The sequence below is a fragment of the Phenylobacterium sp. FG114 genome (genome assembly GCF_057809855.1).
Genome location: NZ_JBMDKU010000010.1, coordinates 66405 through 84341, shown reverse-complemented (window position 1 = coordinate 84341; position 17937 = coordinate 66405). Strand labels below are relative to the sequence as shown.

Here is a 17937-nt window from a genome sequence, read left to right as displayed (position 1 = left end):
GCCACGGCAAGGCGCGCGTAGAGCTCGGCGAGAGACCTTACTTCGGCTGGTTGGAGACGATCCCGTTGAGCTGCCAGCCGACTTCCTTGGCGAGGACCTCGAAGAAGGCGGGCTCGTAGGCGTTCTCGGGATCGGCGCGGACTAGGGCGTCCATCTTCTGAGCGTCGTCGCCCACCAGGATGCGCCAGCGCTCAGCCTTGACGCCGTCGAGGATCACCTTGGCGGCGGCCGCGGCGGTCATGGGCGCGTCCTCCAGAAAGCGGCGCGCTTGCTCGGCGACCATGGCCTGGATGGCGGAGTCGGGGATCGCGGCGGCGTCCATGCCCATGCGGCCGATGCGCTGGCGGGCGCGGGCTAGTTCCTCGGGGCTGAGGGAGTCGTCCTCCGTCCCGCGGATCACCTTGCGGCTGTTGCCGGCGATGGCGGTGCCGATGTGGCCGGGCATGACCACCGAGCATTTCACGTGCGGGGCGTTGAGGCGCAGGTCGGTGATCAGCGCCTCGGTGAAGCCCTTCACCGCGAACTTCGCCGCGGCGTAGGCGGTGTGGGAGACGTGCGGGCCCAGGCTGGCCCAGAAGCCGTTGACCGAGGAGGTGTTGACGATGTGCGCCTCGTCGGCCGCCATCAGGGCCGGCAGGAAGGTGCGCACGCCGTAGTAGACCCCGCCCCAGCAGACGTTGAACGTGCGCTCCCACTCGACGCGGTCGTCGGTGACCATCGAACCGCCGCCGCCGATGCCGGCGTTGTTGAACAGCAGGTGCAGCCGGTCGATGTCGTGGGCGGCCATGGCCTCGTCGCGGAAGCGGACCAGCGCGGCCTCGTCCGAGACGTCGGCGACATGGGCGGTGATCTTGGCGCCCTGGGGCACGCCGTCCGCTTTGGCGAGCGCGATGGTCTCCTGCATGTTGCGGTCGGAGACGTCGCACATGGCCACGCTGCAGCCCTCGGCGATGAGTTGGCGGGCGAGCTCGCGGCCCATGCCCGTGCCGCCGCCCGTGACGACGGCGAATTTGCCGGCGAAGTCCTTCATGGCCTGTCCTCCCGATGTCCGTTTGGCGGGAGGTTAGGCGCTTCCGCTGGGGCAGAGGCAAGGCGCGCGCGGCCGGCGCGAACGGTACGCAGACGCCGGCGCTACAGCCCGTCCAGCAAGTTCAGCATCCCCTCCCGCTTCGGGAGCTGGCCGTCCATGATGCAGACGAAGCCCTCTGGGTCATAGGTCATGGAGGCTTGGCCCTGGAGTTCGCTCTTGATCGCCCGCTCAATCAAACGCGAGCCGAAGCCGCGGCGGGTGGGCGGGCTGACCGGCGGGCCGCCGCTCTCCTGCCAGGACAGGCGCAGGCGCTCGGCGGCGGAATCGAAGGTCCACCCTAGGACGACGCGGCCCTGCTCGCGCGATAGGGCGCCGTACTTCACCGCGTTGGTGGCCAGTTCGTGCAGCACCAGCGCCATGGTCAGGGCGGCGCGCGGCTGGAGCCAAACGGCGGGACCCTCCACACGGATCTGGCCGGACGGCGGCTCGGCTAGGGGCGCGCCGGCGAACGGACGCAGCGCCCGCTCGGCCACCTCCTGCAGCGCCGCGCCATGCCAGTTCTCGCGGGTGAGGACGTCGTGCACCTCGGCCAGACCCATCAGGCGGGCCTCGAAACGGTGGTAGGCGGTGGCGGGGTCAGCGCCGCCGCGCAGAGCCTGGGCGGCCATCGACTGGACGGTCGCGAGCGTGTTCTTCACTCGATGGTTCAGCTCGTTGATCATCAGGCGCAGCTGGGCCTGGTAGCGCTCCTGCTCCGCCTCCGCTTGCTTACGGGGCGTGATGTCCTCGATGACCGTGACGAAGTAGTCGGGAGCCCCATCGGTGGTGCGCACCAGCGAGACGGTGAGGTTGATCCACACCGTGCCCCCCGCCTTGGTCAGGTAGCGCTTCTCACGGGAGTAGTTCGTGATGGCGCCCGACAGCAGCGCATTGGCCTGGGCGACGTCGGGGGTCAGGTCGTCGGGATGGGTGATGTCCTGGAAGCGACGCGCGAGCAGTTCGGGCCGATCGTACTCGGTGATGGCGCAGAACCGATCGTTGACCTCAAGGAACCGCCCACTGGCGGCGACACGCGCCACGCCGACGGCAGCCTGGTCAAAGACGGCTCGGTAGCGGGCCTCGGCCGCCTCCAGGCGCAGGCGGGCCTCCACCGATTGCGTGACGACCTCGGTATAGAGGATCAACCCTCCGATACGGCCTTCGCCCTCGCGCCAGGGCTGCAGGGACCAGCGGATCCATTCGACCTTGCCGTCCTGGTCGATGTAGGGGTCGGCGTCGTGGCTGAACGCCTCGCCATTCCGCAGCGCGCGGGCGTGCAGGTCGCGCCAGCGAGGCGGGATGGCGGGAAAGACGTCATAGTGCCGCCGCCCGATCAGCGGCGTGTCGCCCGGCAGGCCCTGGTCGACGAGGAACCGGCTGGAGGCCGCCAGGTAGCGCATCTCGCGATCGAAAATGGCCACGCCCAACGGCGCCTGGGTCAGGGCGGTGTAGACGCCAGGATTGGCGGCCGGCTGTGCGGCGGCCGCGGGGGGATCGGCCGGGATTTTCGAGCGCAGGTCGGACACAGGTCTTCGAAGGCCGGTGGGGGGACCCGGACGCTACACCTAGGCCGCAGCCCGCGCCATGCGGCGACGCCGCCCCGCGACAATGCGCTCCGGCGCCTAGGGCTTCGTCGAGGACTCCGGCAGATCGTCCGGCTCCGTGGGGGCAATGCGGAAGCCGTAGACGCCGAGCGCGCCGGTGGCCAGGTCCACCGAGATAAGCTGATCGACGCTGTCGGGCCGCGTGCTGGAGCGGCGGCTGGGGAACAGCGGCGGCTCGTCGCGGCGGCCCAGAAGCACGACCGCGCCCTCGCCCGGCATCACTGCCTCCAGGGCGTCGGCCGGCAGGTCGACCGTCCACGCCGGTTTGCCGCGCGGGCCGGTGACGCGGGTGAGCCGCAGGCGACTGCCCTCCCCCAGGCGATCGCGGTGGAGGACCAACACGCTGTCGGGCTTGAACAGCAGGATCGGGGTCTCGTGGCAGCAGCGGCCGTCCTGCAAGAGTCCGGCGGTCAGGAACTCCGGGCTCTCGGGCAGGGGCTTGAAGTTGGCGAAGGTGGGTCGCGGGCCGAAGAACGTCTCCTTCCGGCCGATGCGGGCGGTCCAGAGGCGGGTGCGCGGATAACGTTCGGGATCAACGCCGCCGATCGCGCCCTGGTCGCGGAACCCCACGACCTCCGGCTCGGCGAGCAGGCCTAGCCACATGGTTCCGTTGACGCCGATGCCTCGGGTGTAGAAGGCCCATGTGCCATTGCCGCCGGCGATGCGGGCGCGCGGCGCGATGCCGGCCTGGGGCGCTGCGCGCTGGGCGTCGAGGCTCAGCCGGGGACCGTCGGGACGGGTGGCCGGCCCCTGGCCCGTCAGGCGCCAGTCGCGGCCGTCGGCGGCTGTGAACGACAGGCCCTGGGGGTCGAAGCGGATGTAGCGCAGCTCGGTGGGCGTCACGCCCTTCAGTGCAGGATTGGCCGCCTCGAGCGAGGCGGCGTCGGCGATGACGGCGCCATCCGAGGGAGAGAGGCCGAGGAGCTGCTTGCCGTCGAACAGCCAGAGGACGCCGCCCTGCACGCCCAGAATCTCGCGGCCCATGTTCACGCCCCGGCGGTCGTCCACGAGGCGGCGGCGCCAGACGGGCTTCGCCGTGCGAGCGTCGAAGCCCCAGACATCGACGAAGAGGCGGGTATAGCTCGTGCCCGTCGACGACCGGCCCGTGCGGTAGGTGCGCCACTGGCTGGTCATCAGGAAGACGCGGTCGCCCGCCCCCGCGACGGCGGCGCGCACGGGCGGCCCTTGGACGCTGGCGGGGCTGGGCACAAGGCCGCCGCTCGCCATGAAGAACCAGACCACCGCGGCGATCACGGCGGGGACGGCCAGGATCCCGAGGATGAGGCGCAGACGGCCCGGCAAGGCGCGCATGAAGTTGCGCCTGCGCCAAGTCTGCACGATCGGCTCGGACATCGCCCCTCCCCGCCCATAGCGGATCACGGCTAAGCTGTAGAGGCTAGCCCTCCTGCGCGGCGAGCTCGGCGGTGCGGGCGCGCCAGGCAGCGAGGATGGCGTGGGCGGCCTTGGGCGCCTCGGCCTCGAAACTGTCGTGGATGTGGGTCTTCAGCGCCAGCTCGACCACATAGCCGTTCGGGTCGCGGAAATAGGTGGAGCGGATGAAGCCGTGCTCGGACGGGCCGCGCACCTCGACGCCCCGCGCGCGGGCGGCGGCCGTGGCGCGGTCTATGTCCTCCTGGTCGGCCTCGAGCGCCATGTGCAGGTCGAAGTCGTGCTGGTCGCGAAACTCGAACGGCGCGCCCGGAACCTCGAAGAAGGCGACGAAGCTGCCGTCCTTGAGCTGGAAGAAGGTGTGCATCACCCGCACGGCCCGGCCGGTGGCCGAGGCCTCGATAGGCAAGGCGGCGGCGAGGGGCAGTCCGATCACCTCTTCGTAGAAGACGCGGGTTTCCTCGCTGTCGCGGCAGCGGAAGGCCATGTGGTGGAGGCGCTCGGTCATGAAGGAAGGCGTACGCCCCTCGCGCGCCGTCCGGAATTGCCGTGTCCGCCGCACAAGTCTGCGGAATTGCAGAGCCGCGGCGCCGAGCCAAGACTCAGGATCAGACCTGAATCGTCGCGTGTGTTCGCAAGTCGACATCGAACACGGCGCCACTGGCGGCAGGACATCGCCAAGAGACCCGCTGAGTTCCCGCGCCGGTTCGCCTGAATTCCCCTGAGACGTGCACTCACTTGCCGATCGCCGTTCGCCACCGAATAGCTAACGGCGAATGGATGGGGATCCATGGCGAGCTTGCACGAGACGTGCATGACGATCGCCGCATTGGGTTTTAGGGGGATACTATGTTCAGGTTCGATACGATTGCCTCGGGCGCGAAGGCCGCGGCGGGCGCCGCGATCGCCACAGCGATGATGGCCATGGCGACGCCGGCGGCAGCGACGCAGAATATCTACGTCGAATATGCAACCATGAACACGACGTTCCAAGCGAACATCTCGGGCTTCGGCAACGCATATTCGAACGGCGTGACGTTCCGTGTGAATGACTTCGGCACGTCCGCAGGGTTCAACGCCTCGGATTACTATATCTACGGCTTCTGCATCGACATTTTCCACGACATGTACATCAATCAGACACTCAACTACACGTACACGTCGACCTACGGCGACGCAGGACAGCCGCTCTACACGAACTACGGACCGACGGCGCCGGCGAACGAACTCAGCGATGGGCAGATCACCGCGATCACCAACCTCGTGGATACCGGCTGGCTGCTGCACCAGGGCAACCCGAACGACTACGACACGTCGATGCGGACAGCGGCGATCCAGGCGGCGATCTGGCAGGTCGCGAACCCGAACGCGACCATCACAGTGCTGAACGCCAACCTGAACGGCGCGCAGTTCAGCCAATACCAGACCTACTTCAACGACTATAAGACCGGGAACTATACGGTGCTCGCCGACGCCAACGACCGCGTCTACACGATCACCGACCAGGCCCGCAGCCCGCAGCACCAGACCTTCGCTATCGGCTGGCCGATCGAGGGCGGCGCGGTGCCGGAACCCAGCACCTGGGCCCTGATCATCGGCGGCTTCGGCCTCACCGGCGCGGCCCTGCGCCGGCGGCGGCAGTTCGCGGTCGCCTGAGGCCTTCGCACCCGGCGGGATCGATGGACGCGGCGGGGGCGCCTCCGCCGCGTTCTTTCGTGTGGAATTGCCGCAGCCGGCAAACGACGGCATCAATCCCGACGGGGAGGACATCGTCTCATGCTGAACAGGTTCCTGGGCGCGCGCGGCGCGGCCGTGGTGCTGGCCGCTTTGATGAGCGCGCAGGCGGCGGATGCCGCGCCGAAAAGCGTCGACCCCAAGGCCTCGTCGATCGTCAAGGGCGACGCGGCGGCCCTGGGCTTCGACCCCGCGAAGCTGGCGCTGGCGCGCGAAGGGCTGAAGGCCGACGTGGCCGGCGGCAAGATCGCCGGCGCCTATCTGCTGGTCGGCCGCCATGGAAAGGTCGCGTTCCAGGAAGGCTTCGGCGTGCAGGGCCCCGGCCAGGCGACGCCGGTGAGCGACGAGACGATCTTCCGTGTGTTCTCGATGACCAAGCCGATCGTCTCGGTCGTGGCGATGACCTTGGTCGAGGAGGGCAAGCTGGACATCGACGCGCCGGTGTCGAAGTACCTGCCCGAGTACGCCAACCTCGTGGTGTGGCAGGCGGACGGTTCCAGCGCGCCGGCCACCAAGCCGATGCTGGTGCGCCACCTGATGAGCCACACCTCGGGGCTGATCTACGGCTTCATCACCCCGACGGCGCCGATCTCCAAGGCCTGGGCCGCGGGCGGCGAATACCGGAACGACCTGACGGCGCGCGAGTACGCACGACTGATCGCCAAGCTTCCGCTGAAGGCCGAGCCGGGGACGGCCTGGAACTACTCGCACTCCACTGACGTGCTGGGCGCCGTGGTCGAGGTGGCCGGCGGCAAGACGCTGGACGTCCTGGTCAAGGAGCGGGTCACCGGCCCCCTGGGCATGACCGACACCGCCTTCTGGCAGCCCGAGGCCAAGCGCGCGCGGTTCGCCGAAGCCAAGAACGACGGCGGCGGCGGGGTCTACTATGACTACGCCAAGCCCACGCCCTACCTCTCGGGCGGCGGAGGGATGTCGTCGACCACCGAGGACTACCTGCGCTTCGTGCTGATGCTGGCCGGGGACGGCGAGTACAAGGGCGTGCGGATCCTGAAGAAGGAGACGCTGCTGCGGATGCGCCAGGACGAGACCACGCCCGAGATCCGCAAGGCGGGCCTGTTCTTCCCCGGCCCCGGCATGGGCTTCGGCCTGGGCTTCAGCCTGGTCAACGACGACACGCTCCAGCGGCCCGGCAAGGGCACCTTCTCGTGGTGGGGCATCGCGGGCACTGAATTCTGGGTCGACCCGAAGAACGACGTCTTCATGGTCTTCATGGTCCAGGCCCGCGAACTGGCCATGGACTACCAGCGCAAGAACCGCGCGTGGATCTACGACGCCCTGGTGAAGTAGCGGTCGGCGCAAAACGCCCTAGCCAAGCGAACCTGATCAGCGTTCACTGTTGCAAACACGACGGAGGAACGTGATGGCCGACGGCAATGCGCTGATGAACAAGGAACAGGCGCGGGCCGAGGCCTACAGCCTGCCGCTGGAGAAGCTGAATCCGGCGCGGCCCGAGCTGTTCCAGGCCGACGCCATGTGGCCCTACTTCGAGCGCCTGCGCGCCGAGGACCCGGTGCACTACACCGAAGAGCACGAATTCGGGCCGTACTGGTCGATCACCAAGTACAACGACATCATGGCGATCGACACGGACCACAATCGGTTCTCGTCGGACTTCATGAAGGGCGGGATCACCATCGCCGGCGGCCAGGCCAACATGGACCCGCTGCCGATGTTCATCGCCATGGACCCGCCCAAGCACGACATCCAGCGCAAGGCCGTGAGCCCCGCGGTGGCGCCTCCGGCGCTGGCGGCCATGGCGCCGGAAATCCGCGAGCGCGCCGGAGCGATCCTGGACGGCCTGCCGATCGGCGAGGAGTTCGACTGGGTCGACCTGGTCTCCAAGGAACTGACGGCCATGACGCTGGCGACGCTGTTCGGCGCGCCGCAGAAGGACCGTCGCCAGATCACCTACTGGTCCGACGTGGTGACGGCCGTTCCCACGCCCGGCGGGTTGGTCGAATCCATCGAGCAGAAGATGGCGATCTTCGGCGAGTACCACGCCTATTTCACGGGGCTGTGGAACGAGAAGGTCAATGCCGCGCCGACCGGCGACCTGATCTCGATGCTGGCGCACCACCCGGCGACCCGGACCATGGAGCCCCGCGAGTACTTCGGGAACGTGGTGCTGCTGACCGTGGGGGGCAACGACACCACCCGCAACACGATCTCGGGCTCGATCCTGGCGCTGAACCAGAACCCCGACCAATACGCCAAGCTGCGCGCCAACCCCGACCTGATCCCGTCGATGGTGAGCGAGACGATCCGCTGGCAGACGCCACTGGCCCACATGCGGCGCACGGCCACCGAGGACGTGGAGTTCCAGGGCAAGACCATCAAGGCCGGCGACAAGGTGGTCATGTGGTACGTCTCGGGCAACCGCGACGAGACCGTGATCGAGCGGCCCAACGACTACATCATCGACCGGGAGCGGCCGCGCCAGCACATCTCGTTCGGCTTCGGCATCCACCGCTGCGTCGGCAACCGGCTGGCCGAACTGCAGCTGCAGATCATTTGGGAAGAGATCCTGAAGCGCTTCCCGGAAGTGAAGGTGGTGGGCGAACCCAAGCGCTCGTTCTCGACCTTCGTGAAGGGCTACGAGACCCTGCCGGTCGTCATTCCGAAGCGCAACTAGCAGGAAGGCGCGCCGCCGGGGGCTTGCACGGGTACGACCCCCGACGGCGCTGACATCAGGCGCTTTGCGGCGTCTGACGCGTCCGGCGGCTGCGGAGGATCGAACCCGCGCCGAAGAAGCCCGCGAGCATCATGGCCCAGGTGGCGGGCTCGGGCACACCGCCCACGGCCGACGTGCTGACCGTGTAGCCGCCCTGGGCGTCGGGCGTGAAATAGACGTTGGCGCCGTTCAGGTCGAAGCTGTTGGCCGCGAACTGCTGGTAGATCGCCCGCGGACTGTCGACGGTGTACGGGCCGCCCGAAAGGTCGGTCGCGCCAGGGTCGGCCACGCCGCCGCCGGCGCTGATGCCCGCCAGCGTGACGTGAGCGGCGGGCACGCTGTCGCTGCTGTAGCCGAAGATGATCCGGCCGTCGGCGAAGAGCTGGGCCTGGGCGGCGTAGCTGCCGCCCGCCGCATATTCGCCGCCCACCCAGGTGAACACGGCGCGGTCGGCCTGGTCGGTGTTCAGGTACGCCGGGCCGACGATGTCGAACCACTCGGGGGCGATGCGGGCGGCGCCGTTTAGGAACCCGCCGACGTCGCCGCTGCAGCAGCCGTTGCCGTTGCCGCTGCCGAAGCTGACGAAGCCGTTCGTGGACACCTCGAAGCCGGTGTAGCTCTGGCCGAAGAGGGTGAAGGCGAACGGCAGAGTTCCGGACGCGGTGGAATCGTCGGCGGAGACCAGCACGGTCCCGTAGTTGGTCTCGAACACGGGCGAGGTGACGGCGCCGGCCGCCCCCGCCAGGAGGGTGGCCGAGGCGAAAGCCGCAGCGCCCAAGGCAAAGGTCTTCATCTGATAAGCCCCACTACTGATGCGGCGCCTGAGCGGCGCTCGTGGGGAATGGGTACGCCGGCGGGCGCTCGGCGCGCCGCCCCCTTTTGGTGGTGTTCATCGGTCGTTAAGGCCGTCGGTTAGGTCCGCCTTAGTCATGCAGCCGCAACAATTCCCGGGCGTTAGGCGCCTGCGGGGGCAGTGGTGAGTACAGAGCGCGTTCCGTTGAACCGGCCGGACCCGACAGACCTGCCCCCCGCCTCGCCCGCCCAGTTGCTGCGCCACGCCTGGGGGCGCGACGGACGCGCCTCGCGCCATGAGATGCGCGTGGTGGACGAGATCCTGGGTGGAGACGCCGACGCCGGCTTCGGATCGGCCGCGCTGGTCCCCGAAGAGGCCGTCGCGATCGCGGTGCTGAGCGGCCGCAACGCCGTGGCCCAGGCAGACGCCGCCTTCACCGCCGCCTTTCCCGATCCCGGCGCCATCCCCGACCTGCGCCGGCTGGCGGATCGGGCCCGAAGACAAGGGTCGGCGCTGGGCTTGCTCGAAGCCGCGGACGGGGCTCCGGTTCCCGCGTGGCTGGCGCGCGGGCCCGCGGCGGCCCGCTGGGTCCGCACTGCGGAGGCGCTGGCGGCTCTGTCGAGGCCGGACGCGGTGGTGGTGCTGGTCTTCGCGCCGTCGCGCTCGAGCGACCTGGCCGCACGGGCCTCGTCGGCGTTCGGGCTGACGCCGCTGGAGGCGCGGCTGGCCGAGGCGTTCCTGTTCGCGCCGACCCTGGAGATCGCCGCCGCGCAGGCGGGGATTGGACGGGCCACGGCGCGCGACGCGTTGGGCCGGATCATGGCGAAGACGGGCGCCGGCCGCTCGGCCGAAATCGTCCGGCGGCTCACGGAAGTGATGAGCGCCGTGCACGACGAACTCCGCGCCGACGCGTCACTACTGGCCGAAGCCTTCGGTCTGACGGCGGCCGAGGCCGGGGTCGCGGTGGAGCTTGCGAGCGGTGCCTCCCAGAAGGAGGCGGCCGAGACGCTGGGCCTGCAGCCCGAGACGGTCCGGACCTACGCGAAGGCCGTGCTGGCGAAGACCGGGGTGGCGCGAGCCAAGGACCTGGCCCGCCTGGCCGCCGAGACTTGCGCGCTCTCGGGCCTGGTGTCGGTGGCCGAGCCCGTGTTCACCTCGGGCGGACCTCCGGCGCGGCTGCGGCTGATGCCCAGGCCAGGCGGCCGGCGGCTGGCGTTCCTCGACTATGGCCCGGCGAGCGGACGACCGGCGGTGGTGTTCCACGGTTTCACGGCGGGGCGCAGCCTGCCACCCCGGCTGGCGGCGGCGTTGCAGGCCCTGGGTTTGCGGCCGATCGTGCCGCAGCGGCCCGGATTCGGCCTGACGTCCCCCGCCATGGGGGACTATCTGGACACGGCGGCCGACGACCTGGGTGCGCTGGCGACGGCCCTGGGCCTGCGCGAAATCGCCCTGTTCGCGCGGGACGGCGGGACGGCCGCGGCTCTGGCGTTCGCAGCGGCGCATCCAGGACGCGTGGCGCGCGGCGTGCTGATGAACCCTCGCTCTCCCCGCGGCCTGGCCCCCGGTCACCGCAGCGGACCGGTGAAGCGGATGACGGGACTTATCCTCGACCAGCCGCATCTCATTGAGGGCCTTGGCGAATTGATCCGCCGCCGTACGCGGAGCGACTTTCTGGCAGCGGCTCTGGACCAGACCCTGAGCGCCATACCCGCGGACCGCGACGCCTTGAGGGATCCGGCCGTGCGCGCCCAGCTCATTCGCGACATCCAGGCTCAGTTCGCCCACACCAGCGCCGGCTATGCCGCCGAACACGCGCTCTACGCCGCCGGCTGGCGCGTGCCGGACGTCACGGGCGGTGCGTGGGCGGTGGCGCACACCGCCGCGCTCGGGGCCGAGCCGCCGCATACGCCATGGCTCGGATTGCCCGAGGTGGCGTTCCGCACGCTCGCCGGCGCCGGCGTGCTGGCCCAGTTCACCCACGCCGACGCGCTGGCCGAGCTGCTGAGCGGCTGACGGTAGTCAGGCCAGGCGCAGGCCGTATTCGTAGAAGCCGCTCTCGCGGGTCCAGCCGAGGCGTTCGTAGAGCGCTTGGGCGGCTGCGTTGTCCGCTCCGGTCTGCAGGACAAGGCCGGCGACGCCCTGCCCTCGCGCATGGTCGACGGCGGCCCGGACCAGGGCTTCGCCCACGCCTGAGCGGCGGCGGGCGGGATCGACGTAGAGGTCGTTGAGGATCACCAGCCGCGCGGTGCGGACCGACGAGAACGACGGGTAGAGCTGGGTGAAGCCCACGGCCTCGCCCCCTTCAAAAGCCATCAGCACCACCGACTCCGCCCGAAGGAAGCGCTCAGCCAGGAAGGCGTAAGCGCGGGGCGCGTCGGCCGGCTGGCCGTAGAACTGACGGTAGCGGTCGAACAGGGGGACCAGGGCCGGCAGGTCGGCGACGGTCGCAGGGCGGACGATCACGTTCGGGCTGTTCGCACGTATCGCATCACCCAGTTGGTCTCCCACGTCTGGCCGGCGTCGGGCGAGAAGGCCTGCTCCCACTGGGCGAGACCGTCCGAGATCGAGGTGAAGCGACCGCGGACTTTGATCGGCTTCCCTTCGAAGGTGTCGTCCGAGAAGAAGTCGCCGACCTTGCCCTGGAACCGGCCGATCCCCGGATCGCCCAGCGCGTGGCCGCCCGCGGCGGTGACGTACCAGTCGGCCCAGAGCCCGGACTTGGCGTCGTAGACGCGCAGCCCCATGCCGTTGGTCGGGCCAGTCTCGCGGACCGCCTTGCTCTCATTGAGATTCACGACGCCGCCCAGCAGGGACTGGCAGCGGGTGGTCCCCTTGAACTCTTCCCAGTCGCTATTGCCGGCCAGGCGCTTGCGCAGGCGGCGGTGGTGTACGTCCCAGGTCCCGACGAAGAAGTCGAAGTCGTGGAGGCCGGAGGCGACGGCCGGCTGGGCGGCGGCGGGCGCGACCGCCGCCAGGGTCGGCGCGGCGAGCAGGGCCAGTTGGAGCAGCCGGCGGCGGTCGGTTTCGGCAAGGGTCATAACGGCGGTTCTGGCCGCCCACTCGCGCGCGGACGAGGGCCAATCCGGGGGAAGTTCAGGGCGCCAGTTCGGGTCTGTCGGACGCGCCCTTGAGGCCGCCCCCAGGCTCGCGCACAACAGGGCGATGAGCGCCGTCCTCGAGCTGGGGCTGAAACTGCCGGAGCCGGGTTCGCGACATGTGCGGCGCGAGCTGCACGCTCAGCTGCGCGCGGCGATCCTTGACGGGCGGCTGGCGGCGGGGCTGCAGCTGCCGGCCAGTCGGGCGCTGGCGGTCGGCCTGGGCCTGTCCCGCAACACGGTGACGGGGGTCTACGACATCCTGTTGAGCGAGGGTCTGATCACGACGCGACCGGGAGCGGGCGCCTTTGTGACCGGCGGCGGCGCGGCGGCGTCGGCGCGGCGAGCGGCGGCGCCCGCGGCACGGTTCGACCTGCGGCCCGGGCTGCCGGACAGCACGAGCTTCCCGTTCGACATCTGGGGGCGGCTGACCGGCCGGGCGCTGCGCCAGTTCTCGCGAGCGCCGTCCGGCTACCGCGAGCCTGTGGGACATCCCGCGCTGCGCGAGGCCATCGCCGGCCACCTGTCGTTCGCACGAGGCCTGGCCTGCGGGGCGGAAGACATCGTGGTGACCGTGGGCGCGCAGCAGGCGTTCGACCTGATCGCGCGGACAGCGGCGGGGCGCGTCGTCGCCGTCGAGGACCCCGGCTATCCGGCGACGCGGGCGGCGTTCGCCGCGGCCGGCGCGCAGGTGCGGGCGGTTCCGGTCGACGGCGAGGGCCTGGTGGTGGGCGCCCTGCCCGCCGAGGCGGCCGTGATCTGCGTGACGCCCGCGCAGCAGTTCCCCATGGGGGTGGCGATGTCTGACCGGCGGCGGGCGGCGCTGTTGGACTTTGCGCGGCGGACCGGAGCGCTGGTGGTCGAGGACGACTACGGCGGCGAATTCCGGTTCGAGGGGCCGGCGCGGCCGCCGCTGTTCGCGGAAGACGCCGGCCGCGTCGCCTATGTCGGAACGTTCTCGCAGAGCCTGCTGCCGGCGCTCAGGATCGGCTTCGTGGTCGCGCCCTCGCCGCTGCGCGACGCTCTGGCCGAGTCGCGGGCGCTGAGCGACTGGCACGGCCCGGCGATCGAGCACGCGGCGCTGGCCGCCTTCATCGCCGAGGGCCACCTGGCGCGGCGTGTACGGCGGATGCGAAAGGTCTATGCGGCCCGGCGGGCGGCGATGCTTGCGGCGCTCGACCGGTGCGAGGCGCTGGAGGTCACGCCGAGCTCGGCCGGGCTGCACGTCGCGGCGCTGCTGAAGGACGGCGACGCAACGGCCGTCGCGGCGCGGGCGCTGGCGGCGGGCCTGCGAGTGGAGACCCTGGCGCCGTTCGCCGCCGAACGGCCGGCCGCCCAGGGGTTCGCCCTGGGCTACGGGCTGATCGAGGCCGAGGATATCCCGACTGCGATCAGCCTGCTGACCGACGCGATCGGCTGAGCCTATTTCGCCGTGGCGATGTAGGCGTCGACGCGGCCTTCCAGGACGTCCAGCGGCAGGGCGCCGGCGGCCAGGATGGTCTCGTGAAAGGCCTTGATGTCGAACTTCGGCCCCATGGCCTTCTCGGCCTTGGCGCGCAGTTCCGAGATCTTGAGCTGGCCCACCTTGTAGCTGGTCGCCTGGCCGGGGCTGGTGAAGTAGCGGTCGATCTCGCGCGCCGTGTCGAGGTCGGAGTTCAGCGTGTTGGCCTTCATGTAGGCGATGGCCTGGTCGCGGCTCCAGTGCTTGGCGTGGATGCCGGTGTCGAGCACCAGGCGGGCGGCGCGCCAGATCTCCAGGCTGAGGCGTCCGAAGTCGTCGTAAGGGTCCTGGTAGAAGCCGGCTTCCTTGCCCAGCTTCTCGGCGTAGAGGCCCCAGCCCTCGGTGTAGGCGCCGTAGTAGGATAGCCGGCGGAACATCGGCAGGTCGGTCTGCTCCTGGCTGCGGGCGATCTGGAAGTGATGGCCCGGCGCGCCCTCATGGTAGGCGATGGCGGGAAGCTGGACCTTCTGGACCTGGGTCATGTCGCTGAGGTTCACGTAGAAGATGCCCGGCCGCGAGCCGTCGGGCGTGCCCTGGTTGTAGAAGGCCGTAGACGCGGTCTTCTCGCGGAACGGCTCGACGGCGCGGACCTCCAGGGCCTGTTTCGGCAGGGTGGAGAACTGCTTGTTCGCGACGGCCATGTAGTCGGCGATGATCTTTTTGGCGTCGGCGAGATACTGCTGCTTGCCGGCGTCGGTGTTGGGGTAGTGGGTCTTGGGGTCGGTCTGCACGAAGCGGAAGAACTCCTCCAGCGTGCCCTTGAAGCCAACCTTGGCCTTGATGACCTCCATCTCGCCGCGGATGCGGGCGACCTCGGCGAGGCCCGTCTGGTGGATCTGATCCGGGGTCAGCTTGGTGGTGGTGAAGAAGCCCACCATGTCGGCGTAAAACGCGTCGCCCTGGGGCAGGGCCCAGACCCCGTCGACCTTCGTCGCCTTGTTCTGCATGCCCTGCAGCGAGACGATGTAGCGCTCATAGCCGCGCTTGAACTCGCCCTTCAGCGCCGCCTCGCCAGCGGCCAGCAGCTTCTGTTTGGTGGCGTCGTCGGTCTTGAGCGCAGCGACCTTGGTCTTGAAGTCGGCCCATAGCGGGTGGTCGGCGCCGGTGTCGAAGGGTGCGCCCTTGATCTGGGTCTGGGCGTCGGGGATGACCCGGCCAAACACGAAGGCCGGCGGCAAGAAGCCCTTGGCCGTGCGCTGGTCGATGTCGTCGGAGACTTCCTTGGCCACCCGCTCGACGGCCTTGAGGCGCGCGACATAGGCCTCGGCGTCGGCGGCGCTGTCCACCTTGTGGGCGTTGATCAGCATGACCGGCAGGTTGTCGAGCGCGCTGCCGTTCGAGGAGACCGCGTAGTTCTGCCAGTACCACTTCTCGAACATGCGCTGGGTGGCGACGTTGCGCTCGAAGAGGTCGTACGAGAGCTGCGAGGCGGGCGAGAGCTTCGAACGATCGAAGTCGCGCTTCATCTGCGAGAGTTGGGCCTCGGCCACGGCCAGGGCCTGCTTCTGGCCGGCCTCGGTGTAGTCGCCCAGCTCGTTGTAGCGCTCCTTCATGCCGAGCTGGGTGAGGGTCTCGGGGCTGAGGCGGGCGCTCTCCAGGAACGAAGCCTGGAAGAAGGCAGCAAGGCGCGCGTCCTCCGATTGGGCGGGCGCCGTGGCGGGCACGGCCGCCGCCTGAGCAAAGGCGGGCGCGGCGGCCACCAGGGCGACGCTGAGCGCGAGGACGGAGCAGGCGGTGCGGAACATGTAACCCCCGGAGGTTGTGTGACCGCGAGGCTTAGGGCCCGCTCCGCGCTGCCCGAAATGAATAATTCTCAATCTATGAGGCGCGAGCCCAGGCTGTGGCGAACCGGCTCCGCCGCCGGCGGACCATGGCGCCGGTCGCGCCGAAACCCAGGATCATCAAGGCCCAGGCAGCCGGCTCCGGGACCGCGGTGGGCGTGATCTCGGCGCCCAGAATGCCGGCTTCGGAGGTGTAGGTGACGCCCGGGTCGGCGGCGATGTCGAAGGTGGCGGTGTTGAGGAAGTCCATGGTGATCGTCGCCGGGTGATTGTTCATGGCGGTGAAGATCGAGAAGCTGACGAAGACGTCGTAGGCGCCGACACCGCCCAGAGTGATCAGGTCGCCGGACAGGGTCTCGTCGAGTTCGTGATAGAACGAGGCTCCTGGATTGCTGAAATCCAGGTTGATCGTGTCGGACACCAGCGCGCCCGCCTTGGACGCGAAATTGGCCGAGGTGGCGCCGGCCGCGGCGTCGAAGACCCGCAGGTTGGCGATGAGCCCGATCTGGAAGATCTCGTCCGCATCGGGCAGATCGTCGTCGCCATAGATCAGGCCGTCGAAATTGACCGAAAAGCCGATCGAGCTGCCGGCAGGGCCGGAGAAGGTGATGCGGTCGCCGAATACGCCCGCCGCCTGGCCGAACGGCCCGCCGGTGACGTCGGCGGCGGAGAAGCCCAGGTAGGTCTTGATCGTGCCCGTCGTCAGATCGACGTGGGACTCCGCGAAGCCGCCATTATCCACGTTGGCCGAACCGGAAGTGACGCCGTTGGCGACATAGCCGTTGTCCACCCCCGAGCCCAGCTGGGCATAGGGAGTGATGAAGTAGCCGGCCTGGGCCGCGTCCGCGATGGCGGTGGCGGCGATCAGCGACAGCGCGCCGGCGATGGATTTCAGCTTCAGGTTCATGACTAGCCCCACTCCTGCACCGCCGCCCAGACGCGGGTCGGCAAGAGGGAAGGCGCCGGAACGACGCGCCGCGGGTCAGGGCGCGCGGAGATTCCCGTGGTTGAGGCCGGCGACCTTGTTCAGCCGCGCCCAGCTTCCACGATGGGCGGCAGGCTCGGTCGGCGGGCGCGGGGCGAGTTCGCGCGACCAGCGCGCCTCGGCGGCGTCGCCCTGCGCCCAGCAGTCGAGGATTGCGGCGTCGAGGTCGCCATCCATGAAGGCGCGGTCGACGCGAGCCTGGAAGTCCGCCTCCAGGGAGTCGCGCTCGGTGGCGATGGCGGCCAGGGCGGGCGTGAAGTCGCCAAGCATCGCGCGGTGCAGCCGCTCGTGGTTCCACCAACGCGACGCCGGGTCGCAGCGGTCGGTCGGCGGAGGGCCGAAGGGCGGGATGGCGGCGCCGAAGACGAAGGGCTTGAAGAGTCCGGTGCAGGGCGCCGACGTACCGGTGACCCAGTGGACCGTGCGGCGGGGCGCGAGTTCGCTGACCATCGACGCGACGGACTGGCTGCGCCGCGCGCCCGCTGAGGCGTGCATACAGATCGTGCGGTTCGTCGTGCGGGCTGGCGTCCAGTGAGGATCGTCGCCGTGGTCGCGGAGTACGGCCATCATGGCGCCCGGCGTCAGCGCCGGAGCGGCGCGGTCGAGCAACGTCTGGCCTCGGGCGCAGCGACCGCGGCCGAAGCTGACGGCGTCGCGGGCCTCGTCGATCAGGCTGGCGGCCACGTCGTAGGGCGCGCCGCGGTCGAGGTCGAGGCTGAGGGCGTCGCAGTCGGCGCCGATGGAATAGGCGTTGGACAGCGCACGATGTCCTCTCACCTTCTGCCAGACCCAGGAGCGGCCGACGGTCTCCAGAACATAGGCCTCGGTCGGGTCGGCGATGATGAAGCCGTTGTTGTAGTAGAAGCGGCCGAGGTGGCCGCAGTCGCCGCCCTGGCCGTGGCGCTCCAGCAGGTCGACGATGACCTCCAGCGCCTCGCGCGCGGTGGCGCCGCGCTCCAGGCCCAGCCGGACCAGATCCATACCGATCAGGGCGCGGCGGCGCTGGGCCGGGGTCTTGGCGTGCAGGGCCTCGTTGCCGATGACCACGCCGTGCTCGTTGGCGCCCATCTCGGCGCCCCACATCCAGAAGGGCCGGCTGAGCAGGCAGGCGTGGGTGCGTCCGACGTCCGGAATGGTGATGTAGGTGGTCCGCAGCGGCCGCCCCGCGAGGCCTTCGCGGGACGGATGGACTTCGAGGACCTGGGCCTCGTTGCGCTCGCGGTCGCTGTTCTTGGCGAACAGGGCGGCGCCCCTGGCCGTCGACGACGCGAGCGCGGCGAGGGTGTCGCACACG

15 protein-coding genes are annotated in these 17937 nt (G+C 69.8%); 5 read left to right on the top strand and 10 right to left on the bottom strand.

The window, feature by feature from the left end; all coding sequences use genetic code 11:
* Nucleotides 1–37: 37 nt before the first annotated feature.
* The 4 genes from ACODSY_RS17450 to ACODSY_RS17435 form a co-directional block, all read right to left on the bottom strand.
* Nucleotides 38–1030 carry an SDR family NAD(P)-dependent oxidoreductase gene (locus tag ACODSY_RS17450; protein WP_488953058.1) on the bottom strand — a complete coding sequence of 331 codons (993 nt, stop codon included), beginning with the start codon at nt 1028–1030 and terminating at the stop codon, nt 38–40.
* Nucleotides 1031–1131: 101 nt separating this feature from the next.
* Nucleotides 1132–2595, bottom strand: a complete 1464-nt coding sequence (locus ACODSY_RS17445; protein ID WP_488953057.1) for a sensor histidine kinase — start codon at nt 2593–2595, stop codon at nt 1132–1134.
* A 96-nt stretch (nt 2596–2691) separates the two neighbouring features.
* A complete protein-coding gene (locus ACODSY_RS17440; RefSeq protein WP_488953056.1) occupies nt 2692–4026 on the bottom strand; it encodes a PA2928 family protein in 1335 nt (444 codons plus the stop codon).
* A 43-nt stretch (nt 4027–4069) separates the two neighbouring features.
* Nucleotides 4070–4570, bottom strand: a complete 501-nt coding sequence (locus ACODSY_RS17435) for a VOC family protein (RefSeq protein ID WP_488953055.1) — start codon at nt 4568–4570, stop codon at nt 4070–4072.
* Between the two features lie 341 nt (nt 4571–4911).
* Here ACODSY_RS17435 and ACODSY_RS17430 point away from each other — a divergent pair, with 341 nt between their 5' ends.
* The 3 genes from ACODSY_RS17430 (at nt 4912) to ACODSY_RS17420 (ending at nt 8449) form a co-directional block, all read left to right on the top strand.
* Nucleotides 4912–5718, top strand: a complete 807-nt coding sequence (locus ACODSY_RS17430) for a PEPxxWA-CTERM sorting domain-containing protein (protein ID WP_488953054.1) — start codon at nt 4912–4914, stop codon at nt 5716–5718.
* Nucleotides 5719–5838: 120 nt separating this feature from the next.
* Nucleotides 5839–7104 (top strand): serine hydrolase domain-containing protein, encoded by a 1266-nt coding sequence (locus ACODSY_RS17425; RefSeq protein ID WP_488953053.1) that lies wholly within the window; start codon nt 5839–5841, stop codon nt 7102–7104.
* Between the two features lie 73 nt (nt 7105–7177).
* Entirely contained in the window at nt 7178–8449 is a 1272-nt protein-coding gene (locus ACODSY_RS17420; protein ID WP_488953052.1) for a cytochrome P450, read from the top strand.
* A 55-nt stretch (nt 8450–8504) separates the two neighbouring features.
* On the opposite strand, the gene ACODSY_RS17415 is transcribed toward ACODSY_RS17420, so the two are convergent.
* Nucleotides 8505–9281, bottom strand: coding sequence for a PEPxxWA-CTERM sorting domain-containing protein (locus tag ACODSY_RS17415; RefSeq protein ID WP_488953051.1), 777 nt, complete (start codon nt 9279–9281; stop codon nt 8505–8507).
* A 204-nt stretch (nt 9282–9485) separates the two neighbouring features.
* On the opposite strand from ACODSY_RS17415, the gene ACODSY_RS17410 reads away from it, so the two are divergent.
* Nucleotides 9486–11294, top strand: a complete 1809-nt coding sequence (locus ACODSY_RS17410; protein WP_488953050.1) for a bifunctional helix-turn-helix transcriptional regulator/alpha/beta hydrolase — start codon at nt 9486–9488, stop codon at nt 11292–11294.
* A gap of 6 nt (nt 11295–11300) precedes the next feature.
* Here the strand turns inward: ACODSY_RS17410 and ACODSY_RS17405 are convergent, their stop codons facing one another.
* Together ACODSY_RS17405 and ACODSY_RS17400 are read right to left on the bottom strand one after the other, a co-directional pair.
* Nucleotides 11301–11744, bottom strand: a complete 444-nt coding sequence (locus ACODSY_RS17405; RefSeq protein ID WP_488953049.1) for a GNAT family N-acetyltransferase — start codon at nt 11742–11744, stop codon at nt 11301–11303.
* Nucleotides 11741–12319 carry a DUF1579 domain-containing protein gene (locus ACODSY_RS17400; protein ID WP_488953048.1) on the bottom strand — a complete coding sequence of 193 codons (579 nt, stop codon included), beginning with the start codon at nt 12317–12319 and terminating at the stop codon, nt 11741–11743. Before ACODSY_RS17400 ends, ACODSY_RS17405 begins: the two co-directional genes overlap by 4 nt.
* Nucleotides 12320–12443: 124 nt before the next feature.
* On the opposite strand from ACODSY_RS17400, the gene pdxR reads away from it, so the two are divergent.
* A complete protein-coding gene (gene pdxR / locus ACODSY_RS17395; protein WP_488953047.1) occupies nt 12444–13796 on the top strand; it encodes a MocR-like pyridoxine biosynthesis transcription factor PdxR in 1353 nt (450 codons plus the stop codon).
* 2 nt (nt 13797–13798) lie between these two features.
* On the opposite strand, the gene ACODSY_RS17390 is transcribed toward pdxR, so the two are convergent.
* The 3 genes from ACODSY_RS17390 to ACODSY_RS17380 form a co-directional block, all read right to left on the bottom strand.
* The gene (locus tag ACODSY_RS17390) at nt 13799–15622 is read right to left on the bottom strand and encodes a DUF885 domain-containing protein (RefSeq protein ID WP_488953046.1); all 1824 of its coding nucleotides are present in this window, start codon (nt 15620–15622) and stop codon (nt 13799–13801) included.
* Nucleotides 15623–15695: 73 nt separating this feature from the next.
* The gene (locus ACODSY_RS17385; protein ID WP_488953044.1) at nt 15696–16565 is read right to left on the bottom strand and encodes a PEPxxWA-CTERM sorting domain-containing protein; all 870 of its coding nucleotides are present in this window, start codon (nt 16563–16565) and stop codon (nt 15696–15698) included.
* A 75-nt stretch (nt 16566–16640) separates the two neighbouring features.
* Nucleotides 16641–17936: a C69 family dipeptidase gene (locus ACODSY_RS17380; protein WP_488953043.1), complete on the bottom strand. Its 1296-nt coding sequence runs from the start codon at nt 17934–17936 to the stop codon at nt 16641–16643.
* Nucleotide 17937 lies beyond the last annotated feature (1 nt).

Bases quoted from the DNA above. Each gene is read 5' to 3' on its own strand.
- ACODSY_RS17450 (WP_488953058.1), bottom strand. From the start codon at position 1,030: ATGAAGGACTTCGCCGGCAAATTCGCCGTCGTCACGGGCGGCGGCACG.
- ACODSY_RS17440 (WP_488953056.1), bottom strand. From the start codon at position 4,026: ATGTCCGAGCCGATCGTGCAGACTTGGCGCAGGCGCAACTTCATGCGC.
- ACODSY_RS17435 (WP_488953055.1), bottom strand. From the start codon at position 4,570: ATGACCGAGCGCCTCCACCACATGGCCTTCCGCTGCCGCGACAGCGAG.
- ACODSY_RS17430 (WP_488953054.1), top strand. From the start codon at position 4,912: ATGTTCAGGTTCGATACGATTGCCTCGGGCGCGAAGGCCGCGGCGGGC.
- ACODSY_RS17425 (WP_488953053.1), top strand. From the start codon at position 5,839: ATGCTGAACAGGTTCCTGGGCGCGCGCGGCGCGGCCGTGGTGCTGGCC.
- ACODSY_RS17420 (WP_488953052.1), top strand. From the start codon at position 7,178: ATGGCCGACGGCAATGCGCTGATGAACAAGGAACAGGCGCGGGCCGAG.
- ACODSY_RS17415 (WP_488953051.1), bottom strand. From the start codon at position 9,281: ATGAAGACCTTTGCCTTGGGCGCTGCGGCTTTCGCCTCGGCCACCCTC.
- ACODSY_RS17400 (WP_488953048.1), bottom strand. From the start codon at position 12,319: ATGACCCTTGCCGAAACCGACCGCCGCCGGCTGCTCCAACTGGCCCTG.
- pdxR (WP_488953047.1), top strand. From the start codon at position 12,444: ATGAGCGCCGTCCTCGAGCTGGGGCTGAAACTGCCGGAGCCGGGTTCG.
- ACODSY_RS17390 (WP_488953046.1), bottom strand. From the start codon at position 15,622: ATGTTCCGCACCGCCTGCTCCGTCCTCGCGCTCAGCGTCGCCCTGGTG.
- ACODSY_RS17385 (WP_488953044.1), bottom strand. From the start codon at position 16,565: ATGAACCTGAAGCTGAAATCCATCGCCGGCGCGCTGTCGCTGATCGCC.